This is a genomic window from Acidovorax sp. GW101-11A03 (assembly GCF_059424825.1).
In genome coordinates this window covers 22490-35654 of the sequence record NZ_JBWKZU010000033.1, presented here as the reverse complement: position 1 = coordinate 35654, position 13165 = coordinate 22490, and the positions used below count along the sequence as shown (strand labels likewise).

The 13165-nt window shown below is 63.2% G+C and carries 10 protein-coding genes; 4 read left to right on the top strand and 6 right to left on the bottom strand.

Going from position 1 to position 13165, the window contains the following annotated elements; genetic code table 11:
• Nucleotides 1-150: 150 nt before the first annotated feature.
• Nucleotides 151-3102: a bifunctional diguanylate cyclase/phosphodiesterase gene (locus tag AC07Z7_RS14860; RefSeq protein WP_494766701.1), complete on the top strand. Its 2952-nt coding sequence runs from the start codon at nt 151-153 to the stop codon at nt 3100-3102.
• A gap of 124 nt (nt 3103-3226) precedes the next feature.
• A complete protein-coding gene (locus AC07Z7_RS14855) occupies nt 3227-5479 on the top strand; it encodes a bifunctional diguanylate cyclase/phosphodiesterase (RefSeq protein WP_094287880.1) in 2253 nt (750 codons plus the stop codon).
• Nucleotides 5480-5521: 42 nt separating this feature from the next.
• On the opposite strand, the gene AC07Z7_RS14850 is transcribed toward AC07Z7_RS14855, so the two are convergent.
• The 5 genes from AC07Z7_RS14850 to AC07Z7_RS14830 all read right to left on the bottom strand — a co-directional run bounded on the left by AC07Z7_RS14850 (nt 5522) and on the right by AC07Z7_RS14830 (nt 11321).
• A complete protein-coding gene (locus tag AC07Z7_RS14850; RefSeq protein ID WP_494766700.1) occupies nt 5522-6067 on the bottom strand; it encodes a GNAT family N-acetyltransferase in 546 nt (181 codons plus the stop codon).
• Nucleotides 6068-6136: 69 nt separating this feature from the next.
• Nucleotides 6137-7471: a phosphoglucosamine mutase gene (gene glmM, locus AC07Z7_RS14845; RefSeq protein ID WP_494766699.1), complete on the bottom strand. Its 1335-nt coding sequence runs from the start codon at nt 7469-7471 to the stop codon at nt 6137-6139.
• Nucleotides 7472-7589: 118 nt separating this feature from the next.
• On the bottom strand, nt 7590-8420 hold the full coding sequence (gene folP, locus AC07Z7_RS14840; protein WP_494766698.1) for a dihydropteroate synthase: 831 nt from the start codon (nt 8418-8420) through the stop codon (nt 7590-7592).
• Nucleotides 8421-8565: 145 nt separating this feature from the next.
• On the bottom strand, nt 8566-10485 hold the full coding sequence (ftsH, locus tag AC07Z7_RS14835; RefSeq protein ID WP_094287872.1) for an ATP-dependent zinc metalloprotease FtsH: 1920 nt from the start codon (nt 10483-10485) through the stop codon (nt 8566-8568).
• A gap of 173 nt (nt 10486-10658) precedes the next feature.
• On the bottom strand, nt 10659-11321 hold the full coding sequence (locus AC07Z7_RS14830; protein ID WP_494766697.1) for an RlmE family RNA methyltransferase: 663 nt from the start codon (nt 11319-11321) through the stop codon (nt 10659-10661).
• Between the two features lie 33 nt (nt 11322-11354).
• On the opposite strand from AC07Z7_RS14830, the gene AC07Z7_RS14825 reads away from it, so the two are divergent.
• Both AC07Z7_RS14825 and AC07Z7_RS14820 read left to right on the top strand, forming a co-directional pair.
• Nucleotides 11355-11828, top strand: coding sequence for a YhbY family RNA-binding protein (locus AC07Z7_RS14825; protein ID WP_494766696.1), 474 nt, complete (start codon nt 11355-11357; stop codon nt 11826-11828).
• The gene (locus tag AC07Z7_RS14820) at nt 11828-12595 is read left to right on the top strand and encodes a glycosyltransferase (RefSeq protein WP_440114353.1); all 768 of its coding nucleotides are present in this window, start codon (nt 11828-11830) and stop codon (nt 12593-12595) included. Before AC07Z7_RS14825 ends, AC07Z7_RS14820 begins: the two co-directional genes overlap by 1 nt.
• A 119-nt stretch (nt 12596-12714) precedes the next feature.
• On the opposite strand, the gene AC07Z7_RS14815 is transcribed toward AC07Z7_RS14820, so the two are convergent.
• Nucleotides 12715-13164, bottom strand: a complete 450-nt coding sequence (locus AC07Z7_RS14815; RefSeq protein ID WP_494766709.1) for a DUF4149 domain-containing protein — start codon at nt 13162-13164, stop codon at nt 12715-12717.
• Nucleotide 13165 lies beyond the last annotated feature (1 nt).

The window sequence follows — 13165 nt, the reverse complement described above, 5'->3', positions numbered from 1 at the left end:
ACTCAGGGAATCCTTTTCCCTGGCCGCGAGTGTGGAATTGGTGCATGACGCCACCGTGTCGACAGCATGTCAGCAACATGACAAAGAGGCCCTTTGCGACGGGTGCCACGCAATCCCTGGGCCTGCATAATCGGTTCAGGAAGCTGCAACATGTCCGCACAGCCCCCGCCCTCATCCCGCCGCGCTCTGACGGCCTTCCTGGCCGTGTTTGCGCTGGCCGCACTCTGTGCGGGCGCGCTGATCTGGACCCTGGAGCAACAGGACAGAGCCCAGCAGCGCACCCAGGCCGCAGACATGGCGGGTGACCATGTGCAGGCGCTGCAACGCGCGATCGAACTGGCGCTGTCGGCCAACAACGCACTCGTAGCGCTGGTCCGGCAAGGGCGGGGCAATGTCACCCAATTTGAGGAAGTGGGCACGCAGATGCTGCCGTTCTACCCCGGCATTGCGGCCATGGGCCTCTCGCCCGGAGGAGTGGTGAAGCAGGTTGTCCCTCGCCAAGGAAATGAAAGCCTGATCGGGTTTGACCAGCTCAACGACCCCAAGCAAAGCGCAGAATCGATACGCGCGCGCGATACGGGTCTGCTCACGCTGGCCGGCCCCATCGAGCTTGTGCAGGGGGGCCTTGGGGTGGTGGGCCGCCAGCCGGTGTACCTGGACGGCGAACAGGGGCAGCGCAGCTTCTGGGGCTTCACCTATGTCACCATTCGCCTGCCCGAGGTACTGGCAGCCACCCGGCTGCCCCAACTCACCGAACGCGGCTACCACTACCGTCTTTGGCGGGTGCGGCCCGACACTGGCGAAGAACAGACCATTGCGGCATCGACTCCGCCCCCCGGAGCCGATGCAGTGGGCCGCGCACTGACTCTGCCCAACGGGCAATGGACGCTGAGCCTAGCGCCTGCCAAGGGCTGGGATACACCAGCCGTACTGGCGCTGCGTTGTGCCCTGGGCCTGCTGTTTGCGCTGCTCATGGCTTTCCTGGCCCGCCTCCTTGTAGCCCTGAAAGCGCATGAGCGCGGGCTGGCCTTTCAAGTGGCCCAGCGCACCTCCGAAATCCAGGCCACTCAGCAGCAGTTGCGGGCCACCATCGACGCCATTCCCGACCCCCTGTTCGAACTTGACATCGATGGCCGCTACTACAGCGTACACAGCCCGCGTACCGAGCTGCTTGTAGCCCCCGCCGAGCAATTGATTGGGCGCAATGTGACCGATGTGCTCCCTGCCCTGGCAGCACTGTCGGTGATGGATGTGTTGAAAGAAGCCCAGGCGCAGGGCTGGTCTGCCGGACGGCAAATTGTGCTGGACCTGCCTGGTCTTGGTGCCACCTGGTTCGAACTGTCGGCTGCGCGCAAATCTGGTTCGCCTGGCGCCATACCCCGCTTCATCCTTTTGTCGCGCGACATCACGGAACGCAAACGCTCGCAAGAACAGCTGCTGCTGACCGCCCAGGTGTTCGACCAGAGCAGCGAAGCCATCGTGGTTGCAGACGCCTCCCACACCATTGTGCGCATCAACCGGGCCTTCACGCGCATCACGGGTTACCAGGAATCCGAAGCTGTTGGGCAGTCCGTGCGCCTGCTCACCGTGGCCGAGTTCGCCCAGGACTTCGATGCCGATGCCGTTTACGCCCGCCTCACCCAAGAGGGGCACTGGGAAGGCGAGGCCTGGGGCCGCCGCAAAGACGGCTCCACCTACCCCCAATGGCTGTCCGTGAGCAGCGTGCGCGATGGCAATGGCTGCGCCACCCATTCGATCACGCTGTTCCGGGACATCACGGTGCAGCGCGAGGCGCAAGACCGCATTCAGCGCCTTGCACACTTTGACCCTCTGACCGACCTGCCCAACCGAGCCTTGCTGGCCGAAAGGGCCCAGCGCCACATCGCTGACGAGCAGGCCAAAGGTGGCACCCTGGCGATGCTGTTCCTGGACCTGGACCACTTCAAGAATGTGAACGACTCGCTTGGCCACCGGGTTGGCGACATCCTGCTTGTGGCCGTGGCACGCCGCCTGCAGTCCCTGCTGAACCCGCAGGACACTGTCTCGCGGCTGGGGGGCGATGAGTTCCTGCTGCTGCTGCCCTCGGCCTCTGCAGCCCATGCCGCCGAAGTGGCCACCCGGTTGCTGACGGCTGTGGCCCAGCCTTTCCAGATCGATCCCTACGAACTCACCACCACCTTGTCCGTAGGCATCGCCATGTATCCCGCCGACGGCGACTCCTTTGACACGCTGTACCAGCGCGCGGATGCCGCCATGTACCGTGCCAAACAAAATGGGCGCAACCGATATGGGTTCTTCACGGCCGATCTGGAGGCCAGAACCGCCCGCGCACTGCAGATCGAAAATGCCCTGCGCCGCGCCTTAGAGCGCAAGCAGTTCGAACTGCACTACCAGCCGCAAGTGTCCCTCACCACACGCCAGGTGGTGGGCGCCGAAGCACTGCTGCGTTGGCGCCATCCGGAGCTGGGCATGGTGTCACCGGCAGAGTTCATCCCTGTGGCGGAGAGCAGCGGCATGATCGTGTCGATTGGCGAGTGGGTAATCCACACCGCCGTGCACGACGCCAAGCGGTGGCTGGACATGCAACTGCCCTTGCGGGCGATATCGGTCAACCTCTCTGCCGTGCAGTTCCGCCATCCGCAACTGCCAGAAATGGTGACGCGCTGCCTGCAACAGGCCGGTTTGCCCGCCCGTCGGCTGGAGCTGGAGCTGACCGAGGGAGCGGCGGTGGATGACCCTGCCGCAGCGCTGGCCATGATGGACCAGTTGCACGACCGCGGCGTGCGCTTGTCGATGGACGACTTTGGCACTGGCTACTCCTCGCTGAGCTACCTCAAACGCTTCCAGATCTACAAGTTGAAAATCGATCAGTCGTTCGTACGCGATCTCGATGACGATGCCAACGACCGTGCCATCGTGAGCGCCATCATCCGCATGGCGCAGGCGCTGGGCATGCAGACCACGGCCGAGGGGGTGGAAACCGATGGCCAACTCGAATTCCTGCGAGAACAAGGCTGCGATGAAGCCCAGGGCTACCTCTTCAGCCGCCCCCTGCCCGCCGATGAGTTCGAGGCCTACCTGCGCCAACACCTGCGCGGCTAGGCTGCACCAACCAGCATGCTCCCCCCTGCGACATACCCGCAGTAGGGTTGTAAGCTGGCACTGCTACACTTTGGCACAAATTTTTTGAGGCCACCGTCTGGCCCTGCCGCCCGTACTGGTCTCTATGTCCCCGCTGTACAGCGCTCCGGAATTGCAGCGTCCTGGAGTAGCTACTGATCCGCCACTGCATCGCACCCTGCGTGAACAACAAATCCTGCTCGACAGCGCAGGGGTGGGTATCGTTTTCCTGCGCCAACGCAGCGTGGTCCGCTGCAACCAGCGATATGCGGAGATTTTTGGCTACCCCAGCCCCGCGCGCCTGGTCGGGCTCAACACTGAAGCCTTCTACCCCGACCGCGAAGCATTCCGCGAGTTGGGTCGCGCGGCCTACCCGGTATTGGCGCAGGGACAGTCCTTCCGCGTGGAACGCCAGCTGCGCCGCCGTGACGGCACCCTTTTTTGGGGCAGCCTCACGGGCAGGCTCATCAATCCGCATGACACCTCCGAAGGCTCCATCTGGATCCTCGACGACATCGACGAACAAAAACGCGCCCAGGCCGCCCTCAACGCGGCTGAACGCGAAAAGCAACTGCTGTTCGACAGTGCCATGGTGGGCATTGTGTTTCTGCGTGACAGGCGCCTGACCCGGTGCAATGATCACTTCGAGCAAATGCTGGGGTTCCAGCCCGGCGAACTCATGGGCAGTTCGTCGCGCCGCTGGTACGCCAGCGACGAGGCCTGGGAGGAGGTGGGACGCCGCTGCTATCCAGGCCTGGCATCCGGTCAATCCTATGAAGGCGAGGTGGAACTCTGCCGCAAGGACGGCACGCCAGTGATCTGCGAGGTTCGCAGCAAGTCCATCGATCCCGCCGACCCCTCTCAGGGCTCCATCTGGATCACGATGGACATCACCGAGCGCAAACAGGCCCAGGCAGCGCTGGCCCGCGCCCACGAGGAACTGGAACAGCAGGTGCAGGACCGCACGCGAGAGCTGCGCGAAACGGTAGACAACCTGCACCGCGAGATCAACGACCGCAAGGCCGACCAGGAGCGCATCTACTGGCTGGCCCACTACGATGCGCTCACCGGCCTGCCCAACCGCGCACTGCTGGCCGAGCGTGCCCAGCAGGCCATTCAGGTGGCCCAGGAGCACAACACGCCACTGGCCGTGATCTTCCTGGACCTGGACCATTTCAAGCACGTGAACGACTCGCTGGGGCACCGCGTGGGCGATGCCCTGCTGGTCGAGATTGCCAAACGGCTGCGTGCTGTGGTGCGCGAAAAGGACACCGTGGCACGCCTCGGCGGGGACGAGTTCATCCTGCTGCTGCCAGGCGCCAATGCCCATGGGGCAGCCCGGGTGGCAGGCAAGCTGCAAGAGGCATCACGCCAGCACTATCAGATTGACCACCACGAGCTGACCATGGCGCCATCCATGGGTGTGGCCTTGTTCCCGCAGGATGGGAGCGATTTCGACACGCTCACCCAGTCTGCCGACGTGGCGATGTACCGCGCCAAGCTGGATGGCCGCAACACATTCCGCTTCTTCACTCCTGAAATGCAGGCCCAGTCGGTACGCGCATTGCAGCTGGAAAACGCCCTTCGCCGTGCGCTGGAGCGCGACCAGTTCCGACTGCACTACCAGCCCCAGATGAGCCTAGCCACGGGCAATGTCCGCAGTGTGGAGGCCTTGCTGCGCTGGCAACACCCACAACTCGGGCAGGTCTCGCCCGCAGAGTTCATCCCCATCGCCGAAGACAGCGGGCAGATCCTGCAGATTGGGGAATGGGTGCTGCGCACAGCACTCGCACAGCTCAAGGCCTGGCGGTCTTGCGGCTTCCCGGGGCTGACGATGGCGGTGAACCTCTCCGCCATCCAGTTCCGCCAGCCCCAGTTGCCTGAACTCGTCAGCCGCATGCTGGCAGAGTTTGACCTTCCGCCCGACTCGCTGGAGCTGGAACTGACCGAGGGGGTGGCCGTGGACGACCCACATGCCGCCGTAGCGACCATGGACCAGTTGCATGCAAGAGGGGTGCGCATGTCCATGGATGACTTTGGCACCGGCTACTCGTCACTGAGCCAGCTCAAGCGGTTCCAGATATTCAAGCTCAAGATCGACCAGTCGTTCGTGCGCGACCTGGGCAACGACAGCAACGACCGCGCCATCGTGAGCGCCATCATCCGGATGGCGCAGGCGCTGGGCATCCGCACCACGGCCGAGGGCGTCGAGACGGAAGGTCAGTTGGCCTTCCTCCATGCTCAGGGATGCGATGAGGCCCAAGGCTACCACTTCAGCACGCCACTGCCTGCAGCGGACCTGGAGGTGTTCATGCGCCAGCACCTGCATCAGGCCTCCGCAGCGAACGCCCTGGCCTGAGCCCGCGCCCCCTGCAGGCAGGGCGATGGCTCCGCCGCCCGTTCAGTCCAGCAACAGCTTCTGAAAAAATTGCGCCGATCCCATCCGAGGGTCCAGCGCGTAGGCAGCAAAACCTTCACGCTCATAGGCTTGGATTGCCGCCCGGTTGCCAGACAGGACCTCCAGTGTGAGCTTGCAGGCACCGCGCCCCCGGGCCAGGGTTTCGACCTCTTGCAACATGCGCTGCGCAATTCGATGGCCACGCCACGCCGGCACCACAACCACATCGTGCACATTGACCAGGGGCCTGCAGGCAAAGGTGGAGAACCCTTCGAAGCAGTTGACTAGCCCCACGGCCACCCCGGCATGGGGCGCGGAGGTGCTCCCCTCCTCCTCGGCCCAGGCCATGACGCTGAACGCCTGGGGCTGCCGCTGGCGCAGCGCCTGGACCAGCCCTTGCTTGACCTCAGCCTCCAAGGGCTTGCCACCGCCCGCCACGTCCCGCGCGTAGCCGTCCAGCAAATCCACAAGTGCGGCTGCATCGCGGGGGTTGGCGTAGTCCACGGCGCGCACGGTGATGCAGGGCACGGAGTCTATGGCCGGCGTCATAACCCGCTCCTGAGGATTGGCATGGGGAAGAACGGCCCCACCGGGGTCTGTGCAAAAGCAGACAACCGCTTAGCCTGCACGGGCCGCATCAGCCAGCCGCTGCGCGCAGGAGCTCGCCATCTCAGCATCCCGGGCCTCCACCATCACGCGCAGCAAAGGCTCCGTGCCACTGGCACGGATGAGCACCCGGCCCGAAGCCCCCAGATCGCGCTCCACAGCATGTGTCGTATCCGCCAGCAAGCGGTTCGACTTCCAGTCCTGGCCTGGGGCCAGGCGGACATTGAGCAGCACCTGGGGATACAGCGTGACCCCGGCCAGCAATTGGGCCAGCGTCTGGCCACTGCGCACACAGGCCTGCAACACCTGCAAGGCGCTCACCAGGCCATCGCCCGTGGTGTGCCGGTCCAGCGCCAGCAGGTGGCCAGAGCCTTCGCCCCCAAGCACCCAGCGATGGCGTGCCAGTTCTTCGAGGACATAGCGGTCCCCCACCTTGGCACGCACGAACTTCACCCCACGGGACTGCAAAGCCACCTCCACCGCCATGTTGGTCATCAAGGTGCCTACCACGCCGGGCACATGCTCGTCGCGGCCCATGCGATCGGAGGCCATCAGATACAGCAACTCGTCGCCGTTGTACAGGCGCCCCGTGGCATCCACAACCTGCAGTCGGTCCGCATCGCCGTCCAGCGCTATCCCGTAGTCGGCCCGGTTGGCACGCACTGCGCGCACCAGGGCGTCCGGGTGCGTGGCACCCACCTCATGGTTGATGTTCAGGCCGTCCGGGGCACATCCGATCGACAGGACTTCGGCCCCCAGTTCGTGAAACACCTTGGGAGCCACTTGATAGGCCGCCCCATGGGCAGCGTCCACCACGATTTTCAGCCCCTTGAGGGTTAGATCCTGCGGGAAGGTGCTCTTGCAGAATTCGATGTAGCGCCCTGCGGCATCGTCCAGCCGCCGCGCCTTGCCCAAGCTGGCCGAGTCGGCCCACACCGGTGGCTGGGCCAGGGCCTCTTCGACAGCGAGCTCCCAGGCGTCGGACAGTTTGGTGCCCTGCGCACTGAAAAACTTGATGCCGTTGTCGGGGTACGGGTTGTGGCTCGCACTGATGACCACGCCCAGGCTGGCCCGCTGTGCACGGGTCAGGTAGGCCACACCGGGTGTTGGCAAAGGCCCGAGCAGCACCACATCCACGCCTGCGGAATTGAAGCCGGACTCCAGTGCGCTCTCCAGCATGTAGCCAGAAATTCGGGTGTCCTTGCCGATCAACACCGTCGGGCGCTCTTCCTTCTGCCGCAAGACACGCCCCACTGCGTGAGCCAGGCGCAACACAAAATCCGGCGTAATGGGTGGCTGCCCCACCGTGCCACGGATGCCATCGGTTCCAAAGTACTGGCGCGTCATGTTGCTGCGTCTCCTCGTGTTGATCTAGTTGTTGGTGGGACAGCACGCCATCCCACCTGTTTGGTTAGTGTGAATAGGCTCCAAGACCGCCCTCATGAATGCCCCGCGCGCTGCCCCTTCAGCCCGTCCGCTGCATGGCCGACCACACTGCCAGCGCAGCAACCGTCTCTCGCACATCGTGCACGCGCACCACCGAAGCTCCCCGGTCTACTGCGAGCACCGCAGCAGCCACACTGGGCACCATGCGCTGGTCTACATCCAGCCCCGCGACGGCACCCAACGACGACTTGCGCGACCAGCCCGCCAACAGCGGATAACCGGCCCCCAGCAGGTCATGCTGTCGAGCAAGCAAGGCGAAGTTCTGCTCCACCGTTTTGCCGAAGCCGATGCCCGGGTCCAGGAGAATTTGATCCTTTTTAACCCCCTGGGCCTGCAGATTATGCGCATGCAGCTCTAAAAATGATAGCACTTGCGGCACCACATCTCCCGTCATGGGAGTCGCTTGCATGGTCCGGGGGTCTCGGTGCATGTGCATCAGGCACACACCACATTGAGGGTGGGTAGCCACCACGGCCACCGCCCCCGGTTGCCGCAAGGCCCAGATGTCGTTGACGATATCGGCCCCCAGGTCCAGCACAGCCCGCATGACGGCAGGTTTGTACGTGTCCACCGAAATTGGAACGCCCAGCGCCACCGCCTCGCGCACCAGCGGCACCACACGGGCCAGCTCTTCGTCCAGAGGCACGGCCGGGCTGCCGGGGCGGGTGGACTCGCCCCCGATGTCCAGGATATCGGCTCCGTCCTTGAGCAATTGCTCGCAATGCCGCAACGCTGCGATGGTAGAGGCATGGCGCCCACCATCGGAGAAGGAGTCCGGGGTCACATTGACGATGCCCATGACCTTGGGCCGCTCCAGATCGATGGAAAAGCGGGAGGTTTGCCAGATCATGAATCACTACAAGAGAGCCTGTGGAGCCAGTGGATACGGCGCGTATGGGCCGAACCTGAAAGCGCAGGAGAAGAAAGGCAGCAGCCTCAAACACAACGAAAAACGGGGCACAAGGCCCCGTGGGAACGGCTGAACTGGCAAACCGTCAAGCCGCTGTGGGCGCGGTATCTGCCGCCACTGCAGGGGTGCCGCCGCTGGAGTTGTCACCACCCGAGGGCGGGGTGCGAGGCGTCCAGTCCTTGGGAGGACGGGGTTCCTTGCCCGCCATGATGTCGTCCAGTTGCTCGGCATCAATGGTTTCCCATTCGAGCAAGGCCTTGGCCATGGCGTGCATCTTGTCGCTGTTCTCCTCGATCAGGCGACGCGCCAGGTTGTACTGTTCGTCGATGATGCGACGCACTTCGCTATCGACCTTTTCCATGGTCTGCTCGCTCATGTTCGTCGTCTTGGTGACTGAACGGCCCAGAAAGACCTCCCCCTCGTTTTCGGCATAGACCATGGGCCCCAGGGCCGCAGTCATGCCGTAACGGGTCACCATGTCGCGTGCGATGTGCGTGGCGCGCTCAAAGTCATTGCTCGCACCGGTGGTCATCTGGTTCATGAACACTTCTTCGGCGATGCGGCCACCGAACAGCATGCTGATCTGGTTGAGCATGTATTCGCGGTCATAGCTGTAACGGTCCTGCTCGGGCAGGCTCATCGTCACGCCCAAGGCACGGCCACGGGGGATGATCGTGACCTTGTGCACCGGATCGCACTTGGGCAGCAGCTTGCCAATCAGGGCGTGGCCCGCCTCGTGGTAGGCCGTGTTGCGGCGCTCTTCCTCGGGCATGACCATGCTCTTGCGCTCGGGGCCCATGAGGATCTTGTCCTTGGCCTTCTCAAAGTCCTGCATCTCCACGGTGCGGGCGTTGCGGCGGGCCGCCATCAACGCAGCCTCGTTGCACAGGTTGGCCAGATCGGCGCCGCTCATGCCGGGCGTGCCACGGGCAATGATCGCAGGGGCTACATCCTGACCGACCGGAATCTTGCGCATGTGCACATTCAGGATCTGTTCGCGGCCACGGATGTCTGGCAGCGTCACATACACCTGGCGGTCAAAACGACCGGGGCGTAGAAGAGCCGCGTCCAGGATGTCAGGGCGGTTGGTGGCAGCCACCACGATCACGCCTAGGTTGGTCTCGAAGCCGTCCATCTCAACCAGCATCTGGTTCAGCGTCTGCTCGCGCTCATCGTTGCCGCCACCCAGGCCAGCGCCACGCTGGCGGCCCACGGCGTCGATTTCATCGATGAAGATGATGCAAGGGGCGTTCTTCTTGGCGTTGTCGAACATGTCTCGCACACGGGCAGCGCCCACGCCAACGAACATTTCCACAAAGTCCGAGCCCGAGATGCTGAAGAAAGGCACCTTGGCTTCGCCCGCAATGGACTTGGCCAGCAGGGTCTTGCCGGTACCAGGAGGGCCGACCAGCAGCAGGCCACGCGGAATACGGCCGCCGAGCTTCTGGAACTTCTGTGGGTCCTTCAGGAAGTCCACGACTTCCTTGACTTCTTCCTTGGCTTCGTCGCAACCTGCCACATCCGCGAACGTGACCTGGTTGTTGTTCTCGTCGAGCATGCGCGCCTTGCTCTTGCCGAAGCTGAACGCCCCGCCCTTGCCGCCGCCCTGCATCTGGCGCATGAAGTACACCCACACGCCAATCAGCAGCAGCATGGGGCCCCAGCTGACCAACAGGGTCATGAGAAGTGAGCCTTCTTCACGGGGCTTCACGTCGAATTTGACGTTGTGGTTGAGCAGGTCGCCCACCAGCCCCCGGTCCAGCACCGAGGCATTCGTGCGGATCTTGCGCTCATCGGTGGTGATCGCCACGATTTCACCGCCGCTCAACCCCTCGGGAATGGTCGCGCTCTTGATGCGGTTGTTCCGGACTTCGTCAAGAAATTCGGAATAGCCGATGTGTCCGGCACTGGCGCCAGTGCGGGTGTCAAACTGTTTGAACACCGTGAACAGCACCATGGCGATGACCAGCCATACGGCAATTTTTGAAAACCACTGATTGTTCAAGCGGGGCTCCAGTTGCGGGGAACAGAAAACGGACACACTGCCGTCACGGCGTATGTGCGGTGCATTTTAGGTCTTTCAAGCCGCCGGGCCACCCATATTCCCACTGACGGCCATGGGATCAGCGCGGGCTTTGCTGCCAAATTTCACGAATTCTTGACCGGTGGCAAGCCAATTCAGGCCGCCTTCTTGAGCCCCATGCCCACGAGAAAGGTCTCTGACGATTTGTCGCGCGAAGCCTTGGGTTTGAGCGGTTTGACCACTTTGAAGGTGTGCTTGAACAAGGTCACCAGGTCGTTGTATCCGCTTCCGTGGAAAAGCTTGACCACCAGCGCCCCATCCGGTTTCAAATGGTTGCAGGCAAAATCCACCGCCAGCTCCACCAGGTGGGCAATACGGGCCGCATCGGCCGACCCGATGCCAGAAAGGTTGGGCGCCATGTCGGACACTACCACATCCACCACCCGGCCATCGAGCGCCTGCTCCAGGCGCTCCAGCACATCGGGCTCACGAAAATCGCCATTGAGGTACGTTACACCCTCGATGGGCTCCATGGGCAGAATGTCCAGCGCGATGATCGCGCCATTGAGCTGCCCCGCAGCCGCACCGGCGGGGGACAAGCGCCGACGCAGGTATTGGCTCCATGCACCCGGGGTAGAACCCAGGTCCACCACGGTGTAACCCGGCTTGATGAGGCCCAACTGCTCGTCAATTTCCTTGAGCTTGTAGGCAGCACGCGCGCGGTATCCCTCTTTCTGCGCCAATTTGACGTAGGTGTCGTTGACGTGGTCGTTCAGCCACGCCTTGTTGACCTTCTTGCTCTGGGTTTTGACTTTCATTACTTTTTTCTTTCAGCCTCGATAATACGGCCCATGCCCCAAATTCAACTGACTCCCGCCGAGCGCCGGGAACAACGCGCCAATGCCCACCACCTGGACCCCGTGGTCCTGATCGGCGGCGATGGCCTGACTCCCGCCGTCAAGAAAGAGGTGGATGCTGCCCTCAATGCCCATGGGCTCATCAAGGTCCGCGTCTTCGGCGACGACCGCGCAGCGCGCGAACTGATGTACCAGGAGCTTGCCGCAGAACTCAACGCCGCCCCGGTGCAGCACATTGGCAAACTGCTGGTGCTCTGGCGCCCCATCCCCGCCAAGGCCAAGGTGGTGGACGAAGACCGTATGCCCGGCCCGCGCGACGTCAAGGTGCTCAAGTTCAGCAAACGGGGCGGCCAACGCCCTGAAATCAAGCAACTGCGTGTGCTGGGCAACCAGCGCCTGACCTCGGGTGGCCAGATCAAGCGCGCCAAGCCCAAGCAAAAATCCATCAAAAAGCGCCAGGCAGACTGATGAACCGCGCGGTAGCACCTGCAGCCCCGGTCGGCGCGGCGCCTGTCCGCCACATCCTCTGCATGAAATGGGGCACGAAATACGGCCCCGAGTATGTCAACCGGCTTTACGCCATGGTCCGTCGGCACCTGAGCGGCGACTTTCGCTTTGTCTGCCTGACGGATGACAACACCGGCATACGCAGCGAGGTGCAATGCCTGCCCATACCTCCACTTGATCTGCCGCCCGGCATTCCCGAGAGGGGGTGGACCAAGCTAGCCACCTTCAGCCAGGACTTGCATGGCCTCAAAGGCACAGCCCTGTTCCTCGATGTGGACGTGGTGATCACCGGATCGCTGGATGACTTCTTCACCCAGCCCGGCGAATTCCTGATCATCCACGATTACAAGCGCCCCTGGCGCATCACCGGCAATTCGTCCGTGTACCGCTTTGAGCTGGGCGCGCACCCCGATGTGCTGGAGCACTTTCGGGGGCATTTTGCAGAGATTCGTGCGCAGTTCCGTAACGAACAGGCCTACTTGTCGGACTTCCTACACCGCCAGGGCAAGCTCGCTTACTGGCCTGCGGAGTGGTGCCCGAGCTTCAAGTATCACGGCATCCCGGCCTGGCCCACCAATTACTGGAGGGCGCCCTTTGTGCCCCCCGGGGCTCGGATCGTGATTTTTCACGGTGAATGCAACCCGCCCGATGCGTTGGCCGGTCGGCGCAACCGGCGCTTTCGCTACATCCGGCCCGCAACCTGGGTTGCGGAGCACTGGTACGAGTAGGCCCACCGAAAGCTGCTGTTGCGGCCTTGTCAGTAGCAGCTCGGCCACTCCCGAGTTAGCAGCGCTACGGCGCACCGGCGATCTTGGACCGCTATCCTAACCCGCTCCAGCCAGCCCACTCAGACTTTGTCTGGATTCACCTCAGGCTGGATCAAAACCGCGTCCTGGCGCAGGGTGTGCCAAAACACCGCCAGCGCACAGCCCCACTGCAGCATGTACATCACCGTCCCCACGCTGTGCCACAGACGCAGGTCTTGCCGGGCCACGATGCGAGGAGCCACACCGTACTGATTGACCAATGCCAGCAGCAGGCCACCCAGTACAAAAAGCATAGCACCCTGCGCCCACGGGTATTGCGCTACAGCGTTCCTGGGCCGGGAAATCAGCAACAGCACCAGGCAACATGACACGGCCACCCAGGTCTGCGCAGCAAACAGCCGGGCCGCCATGTTGCCAGCGATGCTGGGGGACGGCAGGTATGCAAACAACAGAGGCACTACCAGAAAGCCGATGGTGGTCAAACTGCCCCACCAGAGGGCAGCCACCAGGGCTGGAAGACGGTGGCGCATG

What these genes read in the sequence shown, in the direction of transcription:
- AC07Z7_RS14815 (WP_494766709.1), bottom strand. Translation starts at nt 13,164, where the DNA reads ATGCGCCACCGTCTTCCAGCCCTGGTGGCTGCCCTCTGGTGGGGCAGT.
- AC07Z7_RS14855 (WP_094287880.1), top strand. Translation starts at nt 3,227, where the DNA reads ATGTCCCCGCTGTACAGCGCTCCGGAATTGCAGCGTCCTGGAGTAGCT.
- AC07Z7_RS14830 (WP_494766697.1), bottom strand. Translation starts at nt 11,321, where the DNA reads ATGAAAGTCAAAACCCAGAGCAAGAAGGTCAACAAGGCGTGGCTGAAC.
- folP (WP_494766698.1), bottom strand. Translation starts at nt 8,420, where the DNA reads ATGATCTGGCAAACCTCCCGCTTTTCCATCGATCTGGAGCGGCCCAAG.
- glmM (WP_494766699.1), bottom strand. Translation starts at nt 7,471, where the DNA reads ATGACGCGCCAGTACTTTGGAACCGATGGCATCCGTGGCACGGTGGGG.
- AC07Z7_RS14850 (WP_494766700.1), bottom strand. Translation starts at nt 6,067, where the DNA reads ATGACGCCGGCCATAGACTCCGTGCCCTGCATCACCGTGCGCGCCGTG.
- AC07Z7_RS14825 (WP_494766696.1), top strand. Translation starts at nt 11,355, where the DNA reads ATGCCCCAAATTCAACTGACTCCCGCCGAGCGCCGGGAACAACGCGCC.
- AC07Z7_RS14820 (WP_440114353.1), top strand. Translation starts at nt 11,828, where the DNA reads ATGAACCGCGCGGTAGCACCTGCAGCCCCGGTCGGCGCGGCGCCTGTC.
- AC07Z7_RS14860 (WP_494766701.1), top strand. Translation starts at nt 151, where the DNA reads ATGTCCGCACAGCCCCCGCCCTCATCCCGCCGCGCTCTGACGGCCTTC.